At 53.8% G+C, this 23,624-nt stretch carries 13 protein-coding genes; 7 read left to right on the top strand and 6 right to left on the bottom strand.

Translation table 11 applies throughout. From position 1 onward, the window contains the following. Positions 1-210: 210 nt before the first annotated feature. The 3 genes from RID21_RS28975 to RID21_RS28965 form a co-directional block, all read right to left on the bottom strand. Positions 211-1,596, bottom strand: a complete 1,386-nt coding sequence (locus tag RID21_RS28975; protein ID WP_350195062.1) for a phytoene desaturase family protein — start codon at positions 1,594-1,596, stop codon at positions 211-213. A 21-nt stretch (positions 1,597-1,617) separates the two neighbouring features. Next, positions 1,618-1,881 (bottom strand): acyl carrier protein, encoded by a 264-nt coding sequence (locus tag RID21_RS28970; protein ID WP_145041949.1) that lies wholly within the window; start codon positions 1,879-1,881, stop codon positions 1,618-1,620. A 321-nt stretch (positions 1,882-2,202) separates the two neighbouring features. Continuing rightward, a complete protein-coding gene (locus tag RID21_RS28965; protein ID WP_350195060.1) occupies positions 2,203-3,441 on the bottom strand; it encodes a beta-ketoacyl-[acyl-carrier-protein] synthase family protein in 1,239 nt (412 codons plus the stop codon). A gap of 460 nt (positions 3,442-3,901) precedes the next feature. Here RID21_RS28965 and RID21_RS28960 point away from each other — a divergent pair, with 460 nt between their 5' ends. The 4 genes from RID21_RS28960 (at position 3,902) to RID21_RS28945 (ending at position 10,890) form a co-directional block, all read left to right on the top strand. Then, the gene (locus RID21_RS28960) at positions 3,902-4,471 is read left to right on the top strand and encodes a sigma-70 family RNA polymerase sigma factor (protein ID WP_350195058.1); all 570 of its coding nucleotides are present in this window, start codon (positions 3,902-3,904) and stop codon (positions 4,469-4,471) included. Beyond that, positions 4,468-6,126 carry a LamG-like jellyroll fold domain-containing protein gene (locus tag RID21_RS28955; RefSeq protein ID WP_350195056.1) on the top strand — a complete coding sequence of 553 codons (1,659 nt, stop codon included), beginning with the start codon at positions 4,468-4,470 and terminating at the stop codon, positions 6,124-6,126. The genes RID21_RS28960 and RID21_RS28955 overlap by 4 nt, the downstream gene beginning before the upstream one ends. A gap of 93 nt (positions 6,127-6,219) precedes the next feature. Continuing rightward, entirely contained in the window at positions 6,220-9,339 is a 3,120-nt protein-coding gene (locus RID21_RS28950; protein WP_350195054.1) for a DUF1549 domain-containing protein, read from the top strand. A gap of 63 nt (positions 9,340-9,402) precedes the next feature. Next, on the top strand, positions 9,403-10,890 hold the full coding sequence (locus RID21_RS28945; RefSeq protein WP_350195052.1) for a DUF1501 domain-containing protein: 1,488 nt from the start codon (positions 9,403-9,405) through the stop codon (positions 10,888-10,890). Between the two features lie 10 nt (positions 10,891-10,900). Here RID21_RS28945 and RID21_RS28940 read toward each other — a convergent pair whose 3' ends face one another. Next, a complete protein-coding gene (locus RID21_RS28940) occupies positions 10,901-11,662 on the bottom strand; it encodes an AraC family transcriptional regulator (RefSeq protein ID WP_350195050.1) in 762 nt (253 codons plus the stop codon). Positions 11,663-11,864: 202 nt separating this feature from the next. On the opposite strand from RID21_RS28940, the gene RID21_RS28935 reads away from it, so the two are divergent. The 3 genes from RID21_RS28935 to RID21_RS28925 all read left to right on the top strand — a co-directional run bounded on the left by RID21_RS28935 (position 11,865) and on the right by RID21_RS28925 (position 18,865). Next, entirely contained in the window at positions 11,865-13,241 is a 1,377-nt protein-coding gene (locus tag RID21_RS28935) for a DUF1501 domain-containing protein (RefSeq protein WP_350195048.1), read from the top strand. A gap of 165 nt (positions 13,242-13,406) precedes the next feature. Next, complete coding sequence (locus RID21_RS28930) at positions 13,407-15,911, top strand: DUF1549 domain-containing protein (RefSeq protein WP_350195046.1); 2,505 nt, start codon at positions 13,407-13,409, stop codon at positions 15,909-15,911. Between the two features lie 62 nt (positions 15,912-15,973). Beyond that, complete coding sequence (locus tag RID21_RS28925) at positions 15,974-18,865, top strand: c-type cytochrome domain-containing protein (RefSeq protein ID WP_350195044.1); 2,892 nt, start codon at positions 15,974-15,976, stop codon at positions 18,863-18,865. Between the two features lie 53 nt (positions 18,866-18,918). On the opposite strand, the gene RID21_RS28920 is transcribed toward RID21_RS28925, so the two are convergent. Next, the gene (locus RID21_RS28920) at positions 18,919-20,190 is read right to left on the bottom strand and encodes a hypothetical protein (protein ID WP_350195042.1); all 1,272 of its coding nucleotides are present in this window, start codon (positions 20,188-20,190) and stop codon (positions 18,919-18,921) included. A gap of 158 nt (positions 20,191-20,348) precedes the next feature. After that, on the bottom strand, positions 20,349-23,276 hold the full coding sequence (locus RID21_RS28915; RefSeq protein WP_350195040.1) for a c-type cytochrome: 2,928 nt from the start codon (positions 23,274-23,276) through the stop codon (positions 20,349-20,351). Positions 23,277-23,624 lie beyond the last annotated feature (348 nt).

The raw sequence follows: 23,624 nt of genomic DNA, 5'->3' as shown, positions 1-23,624 counted from the left end.
AACGGGACCATGAAGGGACTCATGCCCGGGCGTAAGATGACAACATTGCTTCTCCTGTTTATCGAAAATCAGGGGCTTTGTCTACTATACCAGAGTAAAAGAGAATACTGTGACAAAAGTGTGACAATTCGCAGGCGTAGAGTTATAGAAATAGCGGATTTATCGCACAGTGAAGCAGAGGTACAGCATGTCAGAAAACCGGGAATCGGCTCACTTCGCGTTCAGCAGGTGCAGGTTAGCAATGCTGATCCCGGAGAGCATCGAACCGATGATGCCGAGGAAGCCCTGATCGGTGCCACACAGAAAGAGGTTATCGAAGGGGGTGGTACCATCCAGGATTTTCTGTGGCGCCCCGTACACACAGCCGTTGATGTGCCCGGTAAACTTCTTAATGGTGCGGGGTGTGAACGTGTCCACATCGATAACATGCGGTCGGAAGTCGGGGATGTAACGCATCGAGGACTCGAGAATCTGATCGTACCAGTATTTCTTCTCGGCGACGTACTTATCCTCAGGGAGATTCATCCAGTAATCGGGATTCGCGAGAGCCGTAATGCGGATCGAGCCCTCTTCAAGTGGCTGATCGTACTCGAAATTATTAGGCGAGCAGATGATGCCGCTACGAACGTCGACGGGTTCTTTGGACTGCTCGTAGTAGAAGTCTTCCGATTCATTGTAGAAGACAATCGTCTCCTCGTGTCCGAATTCCGCAGGCTGTTGATCGAGCACGGAGATCGTTTCGACAAACGATATTTCCCCCGGCGTAAAACGTTCATCTGCAGTGACGTCAGCTCCACAGAGCTTGAGTGTTTCCGCGGATCCAGCCGAGGAAAGCACGTTTTTAGCCTGGAGGATCTGCCCGTCATCGAGCATGACGCCGTTCACATGCTGACCGTCGGTGAGCAGTTGCTGAACGCCGGCACGCAGCTTGAGTTCACCGCCGAGCTCTTTGAATTTGCGGACCAGGTTTTTAAGGATCAGCCGCACGCCTTTGTAGGGGCGGGCAAAGCCTTCCTGATAGATGCTGCGGAACATGATCACGAACTGGTTGAAGTCCATATCGTGCTCCGAGGGACTGCCGTAAAACATCAGCGGGCAGAGCAGCATGTTGATCAGCAGCGGATCGGAAATCTGTTCGGCCATGCGTTTGCGGGCCGAGATCCAGGTCTGTCCGAGATCGCCGATGTTGTGAGAGTCAATATCCGCGACGAGTCGCCGGAAGCCGTCGATCTGATTGGGGAACTGTTCGGCGATCTGGGCTTCGAAATAATCAAACTGATTATTAAATCGCAGAGTATGCCCGGGAAAAACGACCGAAGAGCCACACTGGGGGCTGAGGTCGAAGTCATCCCACTGAAAACGGAGTTGCCTGAGAATCTTATTCAGCGGGCCCCGTTTTCCGCCTGGGGGCGAATAGTTGGTGACGGCGTGCAGACCGACATCATGATTGCGACCGCGCAGGCGATAGAAGGAGTTCAATCCGCCAATGGTGGTGTGCCGTTCGAGAATGCACACCTGCTTCCCATAGTACGCCAGTCGGATTCCTGCAGCCAGCCCGGAAAGGCCGGCACCAATAATAATCGAATCGTAGGTCATGGCGTCGGGAAGGTTGGAGAATCAGACGGTGCTTTCAGCATCCTTCAGGAGGGGAGTCAGGTAGGTCACGGTGCTGTCCATGGTTACCAGTTCGCCGTAGTCTTCTTCCGGAATCTGCACGCGATAGAGCTTTCGCAGCTCCATGACGATATCCAGAAAGTCCATGCTGTCCAGTTCCATCTGATCCCGAAAAGGAACGCTATCATCTAGTTCCGAAAGATCTTCATCGGGAGCAATTCGAGCCAAGATATCCAAGATAACCGATCTGATTTGTTCCGGCGCCATGCAGAAACTCCAAACTTTCTAAAATCCTGTAACGTCGATTTCCAGCGGCGATATGTACAGATCCGCCGCGAAACCCTGAGAGGGGAAGCCACTTATAGCAAACCAACACCCTCCCCGCTAGAAGCCGGGAAACAAAAACCCGCCCCTCGGGGAAAATACTATAACTTGATTGAAACCGAGATTTAAACCGACTCAGGTCATAAGAACACAGAGTTTTTCAGAAAATCTGCACAGGAGCGGCTTAATTACGAAAGGAAGCTCAGTTTAGGCAGAGAATCAGACTGCGCAGAGTGGAAAAGCGGGGTATGTCTACCGTTCAGTTCAGGTAGCGTACTTTTTCACAATCAGAACCGAATTGATTCCCAGCATCCCGAAGGAGTTATTCAGAATGCACTCAACCTGTTCCATCTGTCGTGGCTCATTGGCTACGATCTGTGAGAGTTTACACTCCGGATCAAGGTCATCCAGATTCAAAGTCGCATGCGCGATACCATCATCAAAGGCGGGCAGATTCCCCAGCAGTTCGAGAGCCCCCGCAGCGCCCATCGCATGGCCGATAAAGCTCTTGGTGTTGTTAATCGCCAGATTGGGGCAATCCCCAAACACGGAAGCGAGTGCCTTGGCTTCCTCAATATCTCCCTGGTGGGTGGCGGTGGCATGACTGCTCAGGATATCAATATCGGAAGGTTCCAGCCCCGCCCGATCGAGGGCCAGCCGAATACATTCTGCCTGACGCGAGGAGTTGGGGAGCACGAAATCGCTGGCATCGGAATTCATGGCGTAGCCGACGATTTCACCGTAAATGGTGGCTCCACGTGCCAATGCGTCGGGAAGACGTTCCAAAGTGCAGACCGCGCCCCCTTCGGCGACGACGATCCCGTTCCGGTTCACGTCGAAGGGACGACAGGCTTTGGTCGGATCTTCATTGACGGCCAGAGCGCCCTGGCTCTGGAAGCTGGCGAAGATTCCAAACGTGTGAATACTCTCAGAAACACCACCACACAGGGCCATATCGACTTCATTCAGCCGCAGCATCTGCACGCCCTGAATAAATCCAGCATTCCCGGCAGCACAGGCAGCACCGAGTGTGAGGTGCGGACCGGTGATACCCAGATTCAACGTGACTTCCCCAGCCGGGTTATTCGCCACGGTACGGGGATTGTGGTGGTGCGACCAGACTTTTGTATCGTAGTCGAACTGCGAAATCTCGTAGACTTCGTTCTCGGTCTCGACGTTGCCGTGCTCTGTAATGCCCAGATAAACGCCGACGCGGTCGCGGGCGACATTTTCCCAGTCGAGGCCGGACTGATTGACGGCTTCGTTCGCACAGTAGACAGCGATGGAGCCCGCACGTGTACCCCGGCGGACTTCTTTACGTTTCTGATAACGCAGTTCATCGAAATCACAGACACCCGCGAGGACATGCCCCATGTAACGAATGTCGTAATCTACAACACCCGAACGTCCTGCCAGCAGACTTTGCCGAAATTCCTCCAGGTTATTGCCATTTGGAGCTGTCAGGCCAATTCCGGTAATGACAATCCGGCTTTGATCATCCATTAATTGATACCACTCTGATCGATGTATGTTGTCACGAAGATTACAGGCTGCCCGGCAGAGACCGCCGCGCAGGGTGAAATGTTAAATGATAACTCAAGGAGAGTACCCGTTCTACCGTAAACTCGCAAGTGGCGCGACCAGCGAGATTTGTGATTCGATCTAGAATGCGGGACAGTTCTGAAAACGTTCCGCGTCTAAAGAATCGTTTGTATTAAATCGAACCACCGCAAAGAAGCACAGCCTCAAAGGTCGCAACTGTTGAACAACTGTCTGTCAGTCATTCTGTCGCCGGAAGAATCAATTCTTCTGTATAACGCAGAAAGGACTGATATAATCAAGATTCTTATAAAGCAATATAAAAAAGGGACTTATACAACAGCAGAGACGTTGAATCCGTTCCCGTCGGGAAAAAATCCCTTTTTAGACCGTCCAATCTCCGAGCTTGTGTACGATTATCAGTATGGACTCAAACCGAGATACAACCGAAAAGCCTGAAATGACGGCAGGCGCCCTGCCCGATGAGCATTTCGTCTCTCAGCTGGCCCGGCATCACAGCCTGATCCGGGGCTTTATCGGTACGCTGCTGCCGCACCAGACCGACGCGGAAGATGTTTTCCAACAGACCTGCCTGGTCCTGTGGCGTAAATGCCAGACCTTCGATACCTCTCAGAGTTTTGCTGCCTGGGCCTGCGGGATCGCTTTCTATGAGGTGAAGAACTTCCAACGGGTTCAGAGCCGGGACCGTCATTATTTCTCCGATGAAGTCCTCTCGCTGATCGCAGCCCAGCAGAATAAGTCACTGCCGGAGTCAGAACAGCGGAAACAGGCTCTGCAGGACTGCATTCAGAAACTGGACAATGAGAACCGAAAACTGATTCTCGACTGTTACCATGGCCCACAGACGATTCAGGAAGTCGCTGATCAGCTGGGCCGCTCCCGAGATGCGATCTACAAAAAGCTCGCCCGTCTGCGTCTGAAACTCATGGACTGCATGCAGCAGTCACTACCATCCACGGAGGCAGGCTCATGAATTCACCCCCTTCTTCCGACAATCGAACCGTTCAGCTGATCGATGCCCTGCTCCAGGAAACCATCAGCGAATCTGAACAGATGGAGCTGGAGCAAATTCTCAAAAAGGACGCCGACCAGCGTCAGGTCTACATTGACTATCTGCAAGTGCACTCCGGTCTGGCCAGTTGGACCGCCGAGACACGAGACGCCGATCCGTGGGTTCCACAGCATGTTGAGACGCGAACGGACTCCCAGTGGAATGCCTCTCGGTTTGTCCTCTTGCTAATTTCCTCTGTCGTCGCAGCAACCCTCCTGCTGTCGCTCTCCTATTACGCTGGCTGGAGCATTGGATCCGGACAAGAGTCACAAATCGTTAATATTCCGGAAACGAAATCCTCTGAGAACTCTCCCGCCGCCAGTGAACCGCAAACCGATCACATCGCTCTGCTCACCCAGGCCGTGGGCGTTGAGTGGGAAACACCCCGCGATCTCCAGGCCGGTGCCGGTCTGTCGGCCGGCTGGTTGAAACTGAAAAGCGGTACGATTCAGGTCGAGATGATCAGCGGCGCCTCGGTGCTCATCGAAGGTCCCGCAGCGATCAAGCTGATCTCACCCCTTAAAGCATTCTGTGAATACGGAAAGGTGCGAGCCTCTGTTCCGGAGCAGGCTCAGGGATTTTCCGTCGCCACCTCCCGACTGAATGTGGTTGATCTGGGTACGGAATTTACCCTCTCCCTGGATGAAACCGGGAACGGACAGGTGCAGGTCATTGATGGCAAGGTCGAACTGCACGCTGCCAACCAGCAGCAAAGTGCTCCACCGCTGCAGAGCCTGACTACCGGAGAAGGAGTCAATTTCGATGCCCAGGGAACTCTGAACGAGTTACAGGAAGCGATCCGACCGCTGATCGACCTGGAAGAACTTTCTCAACTCGCGGCCCGTCAGCAAGAGCAACAGTTATCACACTGGCGTGAGCAGAACCAGCGCCTCAAGACAGATCCGAGCCTGCTCGCCTATTATGACTTTGAAGAGCCATCAAACTGGGTCCGGACACTGAAGAACAAAGCCCGACAGCCATTGTCCTCTGCGACGGATGGCGCGATTGTCGGCTGCCAGTGGACTTCAGGTCGCTGGCCCGATAAACAGGGACTCGAATTCAAACGAACCAGTGACCGTGTACGGCTGCAGATTCCGGGGGAATACCAGTCCCTCACATTTATGGCCTGGGTTCGTATCGAAGGCTTCGACCGCTGGTTGAGCTCTCTGATGCTGACCGATGGCTTCCAACCCGGTAATCCCCACTGGCAGTTAAGTGACAAAGGGGAGATCATTCTCGGCGTGAATACCGGCGAGGTGAAGAACTTTTTCTCCCCCGTCGTCCTGCAGCCTACCGACCTGGGCCGCTGGATTTTCCTGGTCACAGTTTACGATCATCAGAAACGCGAAGTCGTACATTACCTGGACGGCGTTCCCGTCAGTCATCATAAAATCGAAAAGCCGGTCCCGTTGATCATTGGCCCTGCGGAAATCGGAAACTGGCGTCCCCAGAATCACTCGGGCGCACACAGCATCCGCAGTCTGAATGGCCGCCTGGATGAGTTTGCCCTGTTTGGTCGGGCACTTTCCGCAGATGAGATTTCCAGACTGTACCAGGCCGGAAAACCAGGTTCTTAATTGATTTCCCGGCTCCACTATTGTGATATAGCTAAAGAGACCTGACATACCAGAACTTCATTCCCGCTGAAACTTCCAGACGAAGAGGCATTGATGCGAATTTTTACCATCGCGCTCATGTTGTTAATCGCCAGCCTGTCCAGCAGCGTACTGACCGCCGCGGAAAAGAAACCAGTGCTCCCGGCTGACCACGCGAAACGAATGCAGCAGGGACTGGAGGTGTTCAAGAAAGAAATCCGCCCCCTGCTGGCTGCGAAATGTCTGAAATGTCATGGGGGCCAGTCTGTCAAAGGAGACTTTGACCTCTCCACCCGTAAGAAGCTGCTCGACAGCGGTATGATTGAAAAGACCGGCAAAGAGAGCTACCTGATGGCTCTGGTCGAACACCGCGAAGAGCCCTACATGCCGCTCAAGGAGGAGAAGCTCAACGACAAAGAGATTGCCAGCCTCTCGAAATGGATCGATCTGGGCGCTCCCTACGACAAACCGCTGGCCACCGGCAACAAAGCAGAAGCCGGCCCACTCGCAGTAACAGACGAAGATCGAAAGTTCTGGTCGTTTCAGCCGCTGAGTCAACCTGCCGTCCCGACGGTGAAATCTAACGACCGGGCCCGCAATGAGATCGATCAGTTTATCATCGCTGCCCAGCAACCCAAAGGTTTAACCCCCAACGCAGAGGTCAGTAAACGCACCTATATCCGCCGCGCTTATTTCGACCTGATCGGCCTGCCCCCCACACCCGCGGAAATCGAAGAATTCCTGGCAGACCAGAGTCCCGACGCCTATGAAAAACTGATCGATCGGCTGCTCGACAGCCCCCGCTATGGAGAGCGTTGGGCACGGCACTGGCTCGACATCGCCCGTTTCGCAGAGAGCCACGGCTTCGAACACGACTACGACCGCAACTATGCCTATCACTATCGCGATTTTGTCATCAAGGCCCTCAACCAGGACATGCCTTACGATCAATTTGTCCGCTGGCAGTTGGCGGGGGATGAAATCGCTCCTGAAAATCCACTGGCACTGATGGCGACGGGCTTTCTGGGCGCAGGTGTTTTTCCAACCCAGATCACGGCCAATGAAGTAGAACGCACCCGCTATGACGCATTGGATGACATGCTCAACACCACCGGTCTGGCCATGCTGGGACTGAGCGTCGGCTGTGCCCGCTGCCACGATCATAAGTTTGACCCCATCCCCACCCGCGATTACTACCGGATGCTCTCGACATTCACCACGACCGTCCGCACCGAGATTGAAATCGATCTCGATCCCGAAAAATATCAGCGAGAGAAAGCCGCCTTTGACCAGGCACACGCGCCACTGGTCAAAGCGTTGCGCGACTATGAAGCGAATCAGCTCAACCCGCAGTTCAAACAGTGGCTCACGCAGGGTAAAGTCGACCGCAGTCAGCTGGATCAGTGGATTGTTCCCGAAGTCTCCAGTCATTCATCCAAGGGGAAAGCCCGCTTTGAAAAACTAGAAGATGGCTCGATCCTGGTCAGTGGCCCGAATATCAACCAGGATCACTACACATTCCGCCTGAAAACCAGCGTGAGTCCCCTGCGTTCCATTCGCCTGGAAACATTGACACATCGCAGCCTGCCCCACCAGGGCCCCGGTCGCGCGGTGAACGGCAACTTTTCGCTAACCGCATTTAAGGTCAAAGCCAAATCACTGAATGAGAAAGAGGCGAAGAGCCAGGACCTGAAGCTGACCAACGCCCGTGCGACGCACGAGCAGAACCAGACCACTCTCTCTGCAGCCAGCGCCATCGATGGGCAATACGGATCCGGCTGGGCGGTTGACCTGGGTGGAATCGGCAAGGACCAGGCGATTGTTTTCGATCTGAAAGAGCCGCTGGAGTTCACAGGCGAAACCGAGCTAACAATCACCATGTCATTCACCAACAATGTGAATCATAGCATTGGACACCCGCGGTTTTCGGTCAGCAGCGCGAGTGCCCCCCCTGTCAAAACAGGAACTGGCAGCCCTGAACAGCTGGCCCAGGCCCTGCAGTTTGTAGCGCAGGGAGACCTGAAGAAGCTGAATGCAGGACTGAAACAGATTCTCAAGCGATACTATCGCGAACAGGATTCCGAGTGGGTTGCGTTGTCCGGCAAGGTCGAACAGCATCTGAAAACAGAACCTCAGCCCGCGTTGACGAAAGTCATGATCTGCAGTGAAGGCCCCGAAATCAAACCGGTCCGGCACCACAGTCAGGGGAAAGACTTCTTCGACGTCACATACTACCTGACGCGGGGTGATACCGATCAAAAGGGGAAAGTCGCCGAACAGGGTTTCCTGCAGGTACTGATGAGAAACCCCGGGCAGGAACAGAAGTGGATTGAAGAACCTCCGCAGTCAGCGACCACCTCGTATCGACGCACTTCACTGGCCAACTGGATGACCGATACCAATCAGGGTGCCGGTGCCCTGCTGGCCCGGGTGTTGGTGAACCGACTCTGGCAGCATCACATGGGAGCCGGCATCGTCAGCACGCCGAACGACTTCGGTCTGCAGGGGGAACGCCCCACACATCCAGAGTTGCTCGACTTCCTGGCGAACCAGCTCATCAAACACCAGTGGCACCTCAAGCCGCTGCACAAAGAGATCATGCTCAGCGCTACGTATCGACAGTCAACCGACTTCGCTGCAGACAAAGCAAAGATAGATCCCGAAAACAAGCTGCACTGGCGTCGTACACCTCAGCGTCTGGAAGGGGAAGCCATTCGTGATTCGATTCTGTATGTCGGCGATCGGCTGGATACAACCATGTACGGTCCCGGTTCGCTGAAGACCGACAACCAGCGTCGCAGTATCTATTTCAAAATCAAACGGAGTCAGCTGATTCCAATGATGCAGCTCTTCGATGCCCCGGAAGCACTGGTCAGCATCGGTCAACGCTCGAGCACCACTATCGCCCCGCAGGCCCTGTTGTTCATGAATGCCGACTTTATCCGCGAGAGTGCGAAGTCCTTCGCCAAGCGTATCCAGCAGCAGCCAGACTCGCTGGAGCGGGCAGTCGCGGATGCCTATCAGATCGCATTGGGACGTCAGCCGACCGCCAGTGAAACGGCGATCTCAGTCGAATTTATCAAACAGCATGAGCAGTCCTATACCGCGGAGAAGAAGGCGGAACCGCGACTGCTGGCGTTAACCGACTTCACGCATGCGTTGCTCAGTACCAATGAATTCATCTATCCCAACTAATCGCGACTTTCTGTGAGACCAGTTTTTAATACACAGTTCAATCGAATAATACGGAGAAACAGGATGTCACAACCTATCACAGAACTGCCGACCATTTCACTCAATCAATTAATGGCCCGCCGACAGCTGCTCAAACGAGCCGGCAGCGGCATCGGTACGCTGGGCCTGCTCAGCCTGCTGCAACAGGAGGGACTCCTGGAAACCAGCCAGGCCGCTCCGGCTGTGCGCCCCAACAATCCGCTGGCACCGAAAGAACCCCATATGCCCGCGAAAGCAAAAGCGGTCATCTGGCTGTTTATCAATGGTGGACCGAGCCAGGTTGATACATGGGATTATAAACCCGAACTGGAAAAGCGGGATGGCGTGGCTCTGGAAGGGTTTGACAACAAGACCGGCTTCTTTCAAAACGCGGTCGGACCGCTGATGAAAAGCCCCTTCAAATTCAAACAGTATGGCGAATCAGGGAAATGGGTCTCGGATATTTTCCCGCAACTCTCCCAGCACGTCGATAAGATGGCCTTCATTCACTCGGGGCATACAGAATCAAACAATCACAGCCCCGCGCTGTTCATGATGAATTGCGGCGTCCCCAAAATGGGGCATCCCTGTGTCGGTTCCTGGGTCACTTACGGACTGGGTTCCGAAAGCGACAGCCTGCCGGCCTTCGTGGTGATGTCCGATCCCCTGGGACGCGGTCTACCCAAAGGACACAGCCTGAACTGGGGCGCCGGGTTTCTGCCCAGCGTTTACCAGGGAACGTATCTCAGACCAACCGGTGAGCCCATCGACAACCTGCAACCGCCGTCAGTATTAACCAACAAAGGACGCCAGCGCTCGCAGCTTGATCTCGTAAAAGCTCTCAACCGACAGCATCTGGAACAGAACGAAGGAGACCAGGAACTGGCGGCCCGCATCGAAAGTTTTGAGCTCGCGTATCGCATGCAGAGTGCGGCTCCCGAAGCATTAGACATTTCGAAGGAGCCGAAACACCTGCAGGATCAGTACGGCATTGGCAACAAGCAGTGTGAGCATTTCGCAAAACAATGCCTGATCGCGCGGCGGATGGTGGAACGGGGAACCCGCTTCGTACAGATCTACTCCGGCGGGATGGAGAATCAGCGGAGCTGGGACGGACACCAGGACATCAAAGGAAATCACAGTGGCTTCGCCGGCGAAACCGATCAGCCGATCGCCGCTCTCCTGGGAGACCTGGAGGCCCGCGGCCTGCTCGATGAAACGCTGGTGATCTGGGGCGGTGAATTCGGCCGCCTGCCGATCGCTCAAAAAGGGGCGAATCCAGGACGCGATCATAATCCGCACGCGTTTACCACCTGGCTGGCCGGCGGTGGCGTTAAAGCGGGAACGACATACGGAGCCACCGATGAAATCGGCTTCAAAGCAGCGGAGAACAAAGTGCATGTGAATGATCTACACGCCACGATCTTACGACTGCTGGGAATGGATCATGAAAAGCTGACCTACCTCTACAGCGGACGCCGATTCCGCCTGACCGATGTGGGTGGTCACGTGATTGATGAGCTGATTGCCTGATCAATGTGAATCAGGCAATCTCCGTCTCCTGCCGAAAACGTTTACGGTACTCGGAAGGAGAGAGCCCCATCAGGTTGACAAACTGTTTGGTAAAATAACTCTGATCATAAAAACCAGATTCGAGGGCGATTTCGGACACCCGTTTTTCGGTTCTCGTTAGCAGCTGACAGGCGGCATTGATGCGGACCCGCAGAATATATTTTTGAGGAGTAATCTGATACAGCTTTTTAAATTTCCGATCGAGCTGACTGACAGAAAGAAAGATCAGATCGGCCAGTTCGGAAATCTGGATGCGTTCCTGGTAATGTTCCAGGACGTAGGCGATCACCTGGTCGAGTTCCTGGTAAGACTGAAATTCGGAGCCGGCAACTTTGATGTCACGTAACACGCCGGCCACACCGATCACCTTGCCGCCATCGCCGAACAGGGGAATCTTACTGCAGAGATACCATTTCAGATTTCCCTGGCGATCGGGAATTAACCAGACCTGGTTGGGAAGTGGAGTACCAGATTCCATCACCCGCTGATCTTCAGCCACGTATTGTTCTGCGAGATCCTTGGGATGGATGTCAAAATCGGTCTTGCCGATGATGTCTTCCTCGCGGGGAATCGCTCGCACATCCATCCAGGCACGACTGATATTGATAAAACGTCCCTGTGCGTCCTTGGCAAAGAAATAAGCATCGGGAATGTAGTTGAAGAGTTCTTCCAGATGGAGTTTGTTGTCAAGGCGTTTCAGGAAATCGTCCCGGAAATTCTGAGGATCTTGCATGCGTAAATAATACAAATTTATGCGTCATTCCTACAAGACGATGTTGATCTTAGCGTCTACGATATGCGAAAATAAACGAATCAGGGTTTTCTTGCGCGAGTAGGAAATTCGCGCAGTGGTTCAGTTTCCGTCTGACTGATATTTATAGCCGGATCCCGCCGCTGACAGATCCTAATTCGTATTCCACACATTGAGGTTCATCATGCTGAAGTTCACTGGCAAAGGCACAGCGCATACCTGCAGCGGAGTCACCCGCAGAGACTTTCTGCAAGTCGGCACATTAGGCGCTATGGGGCTCTCACTGCCACAGTACCTCGAAGCTAAAGAACGCGGGATGGTCGACAAGAAGAACGACAACCGCGCGGCGATTATGATCTTCAATCTGGGTGCCCCGAGTCAGCTCGACACCTTCGACATGAAGCCGGAGGCACCATCCGAAATCCGGGGTCCCTTCAAGCCCGTTAATACGGCCTCCCCCGATATCAATATTTCCGAAATTTTCCCGCTGCATGCACGCGTCGCCGATAAATTCTCGCTGGTACGTTCCTGTTACCATACCGCGGCAGCGGTCCACGATGCCGGCTGGCAGATGATGCAGACCGGTCGGCTCTTCACGGGTGGAATCAATACTCCTCACATCGGCTCCGTGGTCGATTATCTGCGAGGCCGCAAAACCGACCTGCCCGCCAACGTGGTACTCCCCGAAACGATGGGACGCGGCGGTGGAAACTTGCCTAATGGTCAGGCGGGCGGCTTCCTGGGTAAAGCTCACGATCCTTTTGCCCTGATGGCCGATCCTTCCAAACCGAACTTTAAAGTTCCCGACATGCTGCCTCCCCAGGAGATCGGCTCGGCCCGTCTGGAACGGCGTCGTAAAATCCGCGATGTGGTTGACAGCACCATCGATCATTTTGAATCGACCGAGGACGCCAAACTGCTGAACGGCAATTTTCACTCGGCTTATCGCCTGATGACCAGTAAAGAGGCCCGCGAAGCCTTTGACCTCTCCAAAGAACCCATGAAGGTCCGTGAACGTTACGGTATGAACCGCTTCGGGCAATGCTGTCTGCTCTCCCGCCGTCTGGTGGAAGCCGGCGTGCGTTTCGTAACGATCAACACCTTCCTGACCGTGTTCAACGAAATCACCTGGGATATTCACGGCTCGAAACCTTTCACCTCCATTGAGGGTATGAAGAATATCGTCGCCCCTATGTACGATCAGGCTTACAGCGCCTTGATTGAAGATCTGTACGACCGGGGCATGCTGGACGAAACCCTGGTCTGCAATGTGGCGGAATTTGGCCGCACCCCGAAAGTCAATCCAGCCGGAGGCCGTGACCACTGGCCTCAATGTTTTACCTGTTACTTTGCCGGCGGAGGCGTCCAGGGTGGACGCGTGGTCGGCAGCAGCGATCCGATTGGTGGTGTGCCTGCAGATCGACCGGTTTCTCCCGGGGATCTGGCAGCAACCGTTTACCATAGCCTCGGCTTCGATCTACACACGGTGCTCCCCGGCCCCGCCGGTCGCCCCTTCCCGCTGGTGGATGTGGGTAAGCAGGAAATCCGTGAACTGTTTTAATGCGTAACCTCAGTTCAAACCTCAACTGAGACTCCTCAACTGAGACTAAAGAGACGTTGAGTCCCTCACCCTAACGAGGAACAGACTGCCCTTGTCGCTGCGCGGCCGTTACGTACTTTGATCAAACCACGACTGTTTTAATTATAACACGAAGAGAAGTGCTCAATGACTCCTCGAACATCTGTCTTATCCATCCTGCTCGTCGCCTGCCTTGCTGGCGTGCTCTGTCCTGCACACTCTCAGGCGGCAGCAGAAACAGACACAGCCATTAAGCTGTTCCCGCAATCCATCGATCTGCGTGGCAGTGAAGCCCGCCAGGGGCTTTCGGTGCAGACACTGACCAATGATGAAGTCACTGGACCGGTCACGACTCCATTCCAGCTGACATCCAGCAACCCGGATGTCGTCAAGATTGAAGATCAGACCGCGGTCCCGGTCGGGAATGGCACAGCCCAGATTACCGTCCAGTCCGGTTCGTCTAAATCAACCAGCCAGGTCACCGTCAGTGGTCTCGACCAGCCGCATCGCTGGAGTTTTCGCAACGATATTGAACCGGTCCTGACCAAGACAGGCTGTAATTCAGGCCCCTGTCACGGCGCCCTGGCAGGCAAAGGGGGCTTTCGTCTCTCACTCAAAGCGTACGATGTCCCCGGTGACTTCCACACCATTGTCAAACAGGCACGCGGACGACGCATCGAGCTGTCAGACCCGGCCCGCAGTCTGCTGTTGATCAAACCTACCGGAGCGGTTCCGCACAAAGGGGGCGTCCGCTTCGAAACCGATTCCCGGGAATACCGGATTCTCTCCGAATGGATCGCCCAGGGCGCAACACCGCCGGCTGAACAGGATCCCGTCATCGAAAGCCTGCAGGTCCTTCCCGGGCGTTCGATTCTCACCAAAGGACAATCACAGCGTCTGCTGGTCCAGGCCCGCTACTCGGACAACTCTATCCGCGATGTCACCCGCTGGACCGCGTTTTCCTCCGTGAATGAAAGCGTCGCCGAGGTGGATGATTCAGGAAATATTAAAGTCACCGGATACGGGGAAGGCGCGATCGTCTGTATCTTCTCCAGTAAAGTCGCGATCTCCAAAATCACGTCTCCCTATCCGCAGGACATCAATCCGGACGTCTATGCCAGATCACCGCAACACAATTTCATCGATGAGCTGGTCATCAAACAGCTCAAACGTTTGAACCTGCCCCCCTCGCCCCAGGCGACCGATGCCGAATTTGTCCGCCGGGTCTACATCGACACAATAGGTACCCTTCCCACACCGGCCGAAGTCAAAGCCTTTCTCGCTGATCAGAGCCCGGATAAACGCAACCAGTTGATTGAACAGCTGTTAAACCGCCCCGAGTTCGTGGATTACTGGACCTACAAATGGTCTGACCTGTTGCTGGTCAATGGCGAGTTGATTCGTCCCCAGGCAGTCAAAGCCTATCACGACTGGATCTATCAGCATGTGAAGCAGAACACTCCCTGGGACAAGCTGGTACACGAACTGATTACCGCCCAGGGAAGCAGCATCGAAAACGGTGCGACCAACTTTTACGCGATCCACCAGGATCCGGAATCCATGACCGAAAATGTGAGCCAGGCATTTCTGGGCCTGGCCATCGGCTGTGCGAAATGCCATAACCATCCACTCGAAAAATGGACCAACGGCCAATACTACGCGATGGCGAATTTCTTCGCCCGCGTACGGGCTAAGGGCTGGGGTGGCAGCCAGGGTTCGGGCGATGGTATTCGCACCCTGTTTGTAGCGACCAAAGGAGACCTGGCGCAACCGCTGACGGGGAAACCTCAGCCCCCCACTCCCCTGGATGGCGTGCCGATTGACATCAATGCTCCCGAAGACCGCCGCGTCTATCTGGCAGACTGGTTGACGGCGAAAGAGAACCCCTTCTTCAGTCGTTCCATTACAAACCGCGTCTGGGCCAACTTCTTCGGAGTCGGACTGGTCGAAGCGGTGGACGACATGCGGGAATCAAACCCCGCAAGTAACGAAGAGTTGCTGTCAGCTGCATCCGACTATCTGAAAGACCAGAACTTCGACCTGAAAGCACTGATGCGGGTCATCCTGCAGTCAGCTGCTTACCAGCGCAGCAGTCAACCTCTGCCTGAAAACAAAGACGAAAAACGATTCTATTCCCGCTACTATCCCCGGCGGATGATGGCCGAAGTCCTGCTGGATGCCATTTCGCAGGTCACGGAAGTGCCGGATGAATTCACAAAGTATTACGAACCCAATCCACAGAAAACGGACTTTTATCCCAAAGGGACCCGGGCAATTCAGTTATATGATTCGTCTGTGATCTCCTACTTCCTGAAAACCTTCGGACGCAACGAGCGGATGATCACCTGCGAATGCGAACGTTCCGAAGAACCAACGATGGTTCAGGTCCTGCACCTCTCGAACGGGGACACCATCAACAACAAACTCAAAGCCAAAGAGAGTCGGGTTACAAAACTGCTGAATGCGAAACAGTCAGACCAGGAACTGGTGGAGCAGATTTATCTGCTGTGCCTCTCGCGGAAACCCACTCCAGAGGAAAACACCCAGTTGCTCAATATTCTGAAAGAGACCCCGCAGGCAGAGAGACGCCAGGTCGTAGAAGACCTGTTCTGGGGCGTGCTCAGCAGCCGCGAGTTTCTGTTTAACCATTGATGAGATCGAACTCATAAACAAAATTCATACCATGATTTAAAGTCGCTCACTTGAGGCTATCCATGTTAAAACTTTCTGATAAATTCCTGCTGGTTACCGCCTGCCTGCTGCTGGTTCTCCCGCAGTCAGTTCCGGCTGCGGAAGCGCCCATTGATTATTCAAAGCAGGTTGCCCCCCTGCTCCGCAAATATTGTGAAGGCTGCCATTCAGCAGACGATGGGGAAGGAAAATTCTCGACAGAGACTTTCGCTGGTCTACTCAAAGGGGGAGAACATGGCCCTGCGGTCCTGCCGGGTGACAGTCAATCAAGTCGACTGATCCGCATGATCAAGGGCGAACTTAAACCTGTCATGCCTCCGAAAGACAGTGGCGAGAAACTGACGGCTGCTGAAATCGCGGTGCTGACAGAATGGGTCAATCAGGGCGCTAAAGGCCCCTCAGGCAAGGAACCGTTGCGGATGGAACTGACCGTTCCTGAGATCAAACCGGCACAGGGAATCTCCAAACCGATCGCATCGCTGGTCTGGTCTCCCGCAAGCGACCTGATTGCCATCGCCCGTTTCTCGGAGATTGACCTGCTATCAGGGAAATCGAACAAACTGGCACGCACCATCAAAGGTCTGCCCGGAAAAGTGAATTCGGTTCGCTTCAGTAACGACGGCAAGTGGTTGATCACTTCTTCGGGAACGACAGGGCTGTTCGGACAGGCGGACATCTGGGAAGTGACCACCGGGAAAAAGCTTCACGAATTTGTGGGCCATAAAGATGTTCTCTATGCGGCCCAGGTCAGCCCGGACCAGAAATGGCTGGCGACCGGAAGTTACGATAACAACATTATTCTCTGGGATATCGCAACCGGCAAAAAAGCCAGAACGTTAAGCGGGCACAACGGTGCGATATTTGATCTCGCATTCAGCCCGGACTCGAAGGCACTCGCGAGTGCCTCTGCAGATGCTACAGTCAAAGTCTGGCAGGTCGCCACGGGAGAACGGCTGGATACACTGAGTCAACCTCTCAAGGAACAGACATCAGTGAGCTTCAGCCCGGACGGAAACTACATCGTCGCCACGGGGGCCGATAACCGGATCCGCAAATGGCGTTTTGTTTCCCGGAAGTCGGCACGAATCAATCCCCTGGTGATTGCCCGCTTCGCGCATGAAAGCCCGGTGATTCAGATCACTTATTCCCCGGATGGGAAATGGCTGGCTTCCATTTCGGATGACCGTTCGCTGAAAATCTGGGATGCAGACCAGTTGCAGTTACTGCATGTGATTGAAAATCTGCCCGCAATCCCCACGTCGGTCGCTTTTGCACCAGATTCACAGACAGCCATCGTGGGCTTCAGTAACGGACAGCTGAAACGGTTTACCCTGCCTGCCAGCCTTCCTGCAGGCAGCACCGGACAGATTATTGCCCGACAGTCCCCTGAAACAGATGAATTCACACCAATGGCCTCTGCGACAGCAGTGCAAATTAAAGAACAGGAACCCAACAACCAGCCTGGTCAGGCCACGCCTCTCAAGGGAGTTTCTGTCGTCGCCAGCGGTCTGATCAACGAGTCTCAGCCCGGACAAACCGATGTCGACCTGTACCGGTTCCAATCCAAAGCGGGCCAGGAATGGTTGATTGAAACCAAAGCCGCCCGCAAGAAATCCAAACTCGATTCCAAAATTGAAGTTCTAGACGCAGAAGGTAACCAGATTCCCCGCGTCTTGCTGCGGGCAGTACGTGACTCGTATTTCACCTTCCGCGGCAAGGACTCCAACATCGTCAACGATTTCCGCATCCACAACTGGCGGGAGATGGAATTGAATGAGTACCTGTATTGCAACGGGGAAGTCGTCAAACTCTGGCTCTACCCCCGTGGCCCCGATTCGGGGTTCAACGTTTATCCGGGTCTCGGTCGGCGTTATACCTATTTTGGCACCTCGCCGATCACGCATGCGTTACACGAACCCTGCTATATCGTCGATCCCTATCCTGCGGGAACCGAACTACCTCCCAATGGACTGCCGGTGTTTACGATCTATTACGAGAACAACGACGATGGCAGACGCGAGCTGGGAGATGACTCGCGTCTGATCTTCAAAGCCCCCAAGGATGGCACCTACCTGGTGCGTGTCACGGACGTGCGAGGTTTTCAAGGGCAGGATTTTCATTATGATCTGACAGTTCGTCCCCGTCAGCCCGATTTCAAAGTGACACTGAATGGAGCCAATCCCAAGGTCAACGCTGGCAGTGGACAGGAAATTGAACTGGTCGCCCAGCGAATTGATGGTTTTGATGGCCCGATCCGCGTAGACATTTCTGATGTTCCCCCTGGCCTGCATGTTACCAGCCCCATCATCATTCAGGCTGGTCACGACCGGGCTTATGGGACAATTTACGCCGATCCCGTTGAGGAAACGAACGGCCCCCTGGTTGCTCCCCGTCCCTCAGATAGCCGTTACAAGAGTGTAAACGTCTCCGCCACCGCGACCATCGCGGGCAAAGAAGTCAGCCATGATGTCAATCCTCTCGGCGTGGTCCAGGTTCAGAAGAAGCCGCGTCTCATGATTCGGATGGTCGCCCTCGATTCAGACGGATTGAGTATCGCCGGAGATCAACTGGCTGAAATCCCAGACAAACCGCTGGAGTTGACGATCCATCCAGGTGAAACAATCGCAGCTAAGGTTGTGGTGCTGAGGGATGGTTACAAAGGTGTCGTCGGCTTTGGTCGTGAATATGCCGGCCGAAATCTGCCACATGGCGTGTTTGTCGACAACATCGGCCTGAACGGTTTATTGCTGCTGGATGATCAGAGCGAACGAACATTCTACCTGACCGCCGCGAAATGGGTGCCTGAAACAACCCGGCTGTTCCACCTGCGTGCTGATCAGGAAGGCAGACAGACTTCCATCCCCGTCCTACTGCACGTCAAACGGAAAGATAAGCTGGCCGACCGATCGAACTGAGCTGACTACAGTTTGAGAGTGACACTACCTGAATCGATGACCATCCATCTGTTTCAGTCAGGTAAAGGCAGTGACGGATTGGAGCTCAGATCTGGCAAGGGAGCGTGAGGATAATCAACAGGTTGATAACGAATCGCCAGTTCGGGCGTACTGAGTTTTTTACCACCCTGAAACCGTGAATTCAGAGTACGATCGAGGATCCCGCTGGTTAACAGCGTACGCTCGACGGGATAACTGGGTTGTCCCGTATGGTACATGCGTTCGATAGCTTTCAGCAGGTAGGCGAAATGCGGATGCGCGGGTTCGGTACGCTCTTCGAACTGGGTCGCCAGCGGTTGTGACTGACCTTTGAGCTTCAGGGCCACTGACGTTCGATTCACGGACTGCAGCATGAAGACGGCTCCCAAAAAGCCATCATTGTATTCAAACAGGAACAGCCCCGCATCAGGATCTTTGCGGACATCCCCTTCCCTCACTTTCGGCACTTCAGCGAGTGCCGCATCGAAGAGAGCCTGCGAGACAATCCCCTGATCGAGAACGGCCCACATGGCAGCCCCCTCCAGGTATTGAACCCATTTCACGCCTGTTTCCGCTCCCCGGCGGCGTTCCACCAGGCACTGAAAGCTCTCGAGGGCATGAATGCCATAGATGTCGAGCCCCGAGTAACCAATGCCGACCGCCGCTTCAATTTCAGAGCCAGGGGGGACTTTGATTTCCGGTTTCCGATATGTGAGGGGCAGAGAAGAACCGGCCATGAAAGGAATGTTCATCTCCCGAGCACGATCATACATCCATTTGGCATCATTCCAGACCGGTCCGGGATGCTTATCATTGAAGACAGGTACAACCCGCTCATACTTGCGGAAAGTATCGGTAATCTCTTTGAAAAAACGACGACGCGGATAGAGCTGCTGACCTTTTTCATTGAAGGGATAGTCACCGTGCTCCCCGATACTGATGACACCATCCACGGGTATCTGATCACCACCCACCGTGACTGTTTTTTCGATCGTATCGAAAACAGGTATGTTATATTTTTCAGCCATCCCGCGAGAGAGGTCCCGATCAGAAACCTGATCTACATATAAGGACGACAGCTTCAGTGCAGGTCCCGGTCCGCCATCCTGTTTCCAGCCCTCCAGGATTTTCCCAATCAGCACATCAGCGTGAGTCCCTGGCTCATAAATGGAGATCACCGCTGCGACCGACTTTGGCTTCACCTGATTTTTCAAAATCGCATAGCCACGTTGGGTAGAAACGCCACACGCGAGTGCAGCAGCACTGGCCAGCAAGTCCCGGCGTGTGATGTATTGTGAATCATTCATTATTCCGCCTCAGCCCTGCATTGATTCAGACAGTTGTCCCGAAAGAAAAGTAGACTCCTGATTCCGGGATGGAATTCAGGAGTCTACGTCATAGCAAGATAAGTTAATCAGCAGTTGCGAAGTACTTCAATGGGGAAACAAGGTACTTCGCGCTGATTCTAATCCTTCTTCTTAAACAGCTCATGTTTTGAATTCCCACCAGATCGCAGGTAGGCGAGCAGATCAAGGGCTTCTTCCTTCGTCAGCGTATCAACCAGCCCGGTCGGCATCATGGATGATTTGGAAGGCATCATCTCCTCAACGCTATCTCGGTTAATCGACGCCAGATCACTGGGATTGGTCATATCGGTCAGCACCATCAGGTTTTTACCACTCAGGTTAATGACCCGCCCGTTGACAACGCGACCATCATCCAGAATGAACATGGTGGAGGCGTACTGATCGGAAATAACCTTGGAAGGTTCGATAATCGATTCGAGCAGGTTCTGGGCATTGAAACGCCCACCGACGCCGGTCAGGTCGGGTCCAATGGTTCCCCCTTCACCGGCAAACCGATGACATTTGAAACAGGCTGCCACAGCAAACATTTCACGGCCCCGTTCAAAATTCCGCTGACCATCATCGTTATTGGCCGCGTGTAACAGTTCATCAACTGTCCATTTTTTCACAACTGGCCGCGGTGGTCCCTGGGGAACCGGCTCAGCTTTTTCCAGATTGATTTCCAGAACCGGTTTGAGAGCTTTCTCTTCCGCATCAGTCAGCGTTTTGATGGCTTCCGCACGGATGTTAACCAGGAACTTATCAAACGATCTTCCGCCTTTGTGAGCAGTCGACTTCAGATACCATTCGAAATAACGTTTCCGCAGGTCATTGTTCCAGCCACTGGCCAGACTGCTGAGCACTTTGGCATAGTGAATCTGCTCTTCCTGAGTCAGGGCTTTGTCCTGCAGTGCCAGAGTTCGCTCGATCACTTTCGGTGCGTTCAAATATACCAGCAGACGACTGAGTTCCCGGTTCATGAAAACATCACTGGCTGGATAAGACTTGTCGATTTGTGCCAGGACATCAATCCGTTCCCGCTCAGTTGGTTCACCGAGTCTGATGAAGACGAGCTGATAGAGACGCAGCAGATCCATTTTCTCGGTCTGAGACAACGTTGCCCAGTCGAGGCCGCTCAATTTTTCCAGCAGGGCGTGTTTCACTGCTGGTTTTCCATTCCGGGCCAGCGCGATCCCTGCATTGATCAACGTAGCGGGATCCTGTTCGATCAGCACACAGTTCTGCCACTGTTCGACAGGCTGATGTTCCAGGGCAATCCGGGCTGCATAACGAATGTGACGATCGGCATGTCCCAGGTAAGGCCAGACCTTGTAAACGACTTCTTCGTTCTGCTGTTCGTGATATTTTTCCAGATCACGACGCAGTGCCCGGTAACCGGCCAGTTCGGCTGGAGTCGCCGACACGGGAGCCGTCGATTCTTTACCGGTGTAGGTAATCCGGTACAGACCTGACTGAGTGCGACGTCCGCCAATTGTGAAATACAGTGCGCCATCTGCCGGATTGACAACCAGATCAGTAACAGGCAGCGGGGTCGCCGAAGCAAATTTTTCGTAGGTCGCGACGTAAGACGCCCCCTGGGGTTTCATATGCACGGCGTAAATGATGCCGTAGCTCCAGTCGGAGATAAACAGCGATTGCTGGTACTTCGCAGGGAATTTGGTTCCGGTTCCGAAAACAATCCCTGTGGGCGAGCCCTGACCGATATTTACCACAGCCGGCAGACTGTCGGGATAGTAAGCAGGCCATTTGCCCGTTCCGGAACGCCAGCCGAATTCGCTGCCGCTGGTCACGTGATTGACACGCGTCGGACGGTACCACGGAGATCCCACGTCCCATTCCATGTCGGCATCGTAAGTAAACAGTTCCCCTTCTGGATTGAAGGCGATGTCGTATTCATTACGGAAACCGCTACTGACTAATTCAAACTCCTTCCCTTCCGGATCGGTGCGACAGATCCAACCACCGGGTGCCAGCTTACCAGCCGCATGTCCGCGGGCATCCCACAGACGAGGCAGCAGCAGGTCTTCATCCCAGTTGCGGGGAACGAGTGATTTTTCAGGGTTGGGCAGATCGGTATGGTTGCCGGCAGCGATGTAGAGTGACTTTTTGTCAGGAGAGAGAATGATCGCATGCGGACCATGCTCTCCGGCACCTTTAATCTCACGCAGGAACTGCACATCGTCGAACTGATCATCTCCGTTGGTGTCTTTAAGACGATAGAGACCGGAAGGACGCGTATCCCCACCATTCACGACGGCGTACAGACTGTCGAAGGCATAGAGCAAACCATGCGCCATACCCATATCGACATTCAGTTTTTCAACCTGGGTATCGTTAGTTTTAGCACCGATCTTGGCCGGGGTGATGCGATAGAGAGCACCGTATTGATCAGAGGCGATCAGACGACCTTTTGGATCAATCGTCATACTGACCCACGACCCTTCGACATCGGTAGGTACCGAGTAAAGTAATTCGACTTTGTAACCTTCAAGCAACTTGATCTGATCGACCGGGGTGGCAGTCGCAGAACGCGGCGGTTCAGAATCTTCCAGCGAGATCGACTCGATTTCTACGAGTCCTTTTCGGCTGGAGGGATCGAAGCGGAGTCCTGTCAGAGGAGAGTCCGCGTAAAACACAAAGGTCAAGTCTTGCCAGTCTTTGTTATTTCCACGGGTATCGAACTTCTCGGATCGTTCATCCGCATACCCGTTTTTCTGTTCTGTTTTCCAGTAGAGTTCTCCACGCAGTCGATAGGGAGCCCGCAGACGGACTTTGACTTTCTTCCAACCCGCCGGGGATTTGAGTTCGCGGCCAAAATGGGGATCTTTACCAGTGCTGTTTACCTGCAGCAGATTGTCTTTGACATCCAGAGTACAGTCACGATAGGGAGTCCACCCGTGTTCTTTCTGTTTGAAGGTCCAGACTTGAGTCGAATCGGGTGCGCTGGAATCTTTGGCCGCGAGCATGGCCTGGGATACCAGCAGAACACTGGTAGCAATACACAATGTTTTAAGTGCTTGAATCACGTTGCTGCCCCTGTAATGCATTAAAAGTTAGATGAAGTATGAAGTTGAATGGGATTGTGCCTTTGAACGGTGAGACTGATAGTCTGTTCCAGCAGATCGTCTCAAGAGATCAATCACACGGGAAGGTAAGCCTGTAACGGAGGAGAGAGTGCCCCGGCTAGGCGATCTCTTATGATAACAGCCAATTGAAGCATTGAAAACCAGTCTGTATTCTTTTTTATTTATTGATTTGGCCCGGGTATACTCGATATTTCTACGAAATCATTGCATCATGTGACTGAGTCAATCATCATAATATCATCATTTCATTCGACCTGATCTTACGCACAATAAATACAAGGAGCCTCA

Origin of the sequence: Gimesia sp. (assembly GCF_040219335.1) — a bacterium.
Lineage (GTDB): Bacteria > Planctomycetota > Planctomycetia > Planctomycetales > Planctomycetaceae > Gimesia.
Note: the sequence above shows the minus strand (reverse complement) of the source record. Positions and strands in the feature narration are given on the sequence as shown.

What these genes read in the sequence shown, in the direction of transcription:
- RID21_RS28920 (WP_350195042.1), bottom strand. Translation starts at nt 20,190, where the DNA reads ATGAATGATTCACAATACATCACACGCCGGGACTTGCTGGCCAGTGCT.
- RID21_RS28955 (WP_350195056.1), top strand. Translation starts at nt 4,468, where the DNA reads ATGAATTCACCCCCTTCTTCCGACAATCGAACCGTTCAGCTGATCGAT.
- RID21_RS28970 (WP_145041949.1), bottom strand. Translation starts at nt 1,881, where the DNA reads ATGGCGCCGGAACAAATCAGATCGGTTATCTTGGATATCTTGGCTCGA.
- RID21_RS28950 (WP_350195054.1), top strand. Translation starts at nt 6,220, where the DNA reads ATGCGAATTTTTACCATCGCGCTCATGTTGTTAATCGCCAGCCTGTCC.
- RID21_RS28965 (WP_350195060.1), bottom strand. Translation starts at nt 3,441, where the DNA reads ATGGATGATCAAAGCCGGATTGTCATTACCGGAATTGGCCTGACAGCT.
- RID21_RS28975 (WP_350195062.1), bottom strand. Translation starts at nt 1,596, where the DNA reads ATGACCTACGATTCGATTATTATTGGTGCCGGCCTTTCCGGGCTGGCT.
- RID21_RS28925 (WP_350195044.1), top strand. Translation starts at nt 15,974, where the DNA reads ATGTTAAAACTTTCTGATAAATTCCTGCTGGTTACCGCCTGCCTGCTG.
- RID21_RS28945 (WP_350195052.1), top strand. Translation starts at nt 9,403, where the DNA reads ATGTCACAACCTATCACAGAACTGCCGACCATTTCACTCAATCAATTA.
- RID21_RS28940 (WP_350195050.1), bottom strand. Translation starts at nt 11,662, where the DNA reads ATGCAAGATCCTCAGAATTTCCGGGACGATTTCCTGAAACGCCTTGAC.
- RID21_RS28930 (WP_350195046.1), top strand. Translation starts at nt 13,407, where the DNA reads ATGACTCCTCGAACATCTGTCTTATCCATCCTGCTCGTCGCCTGCCTT.
- RID21_RS28960 (WP_350195058.1), top strand. Translation starts at nt 3,902, where the DNA reads ATGGACTCAAACCGAGATACAACCGAAAAGCCTGAAATGACGGCAGGC.
- RID21_RS28935 (WP_350195048.1), top strand. Translation starts at nt 11,865, where the DNA reads ATGCTGAAGTTCACTGGCAAAGGCACAGCGCATACCTGCAGCGGAGTC.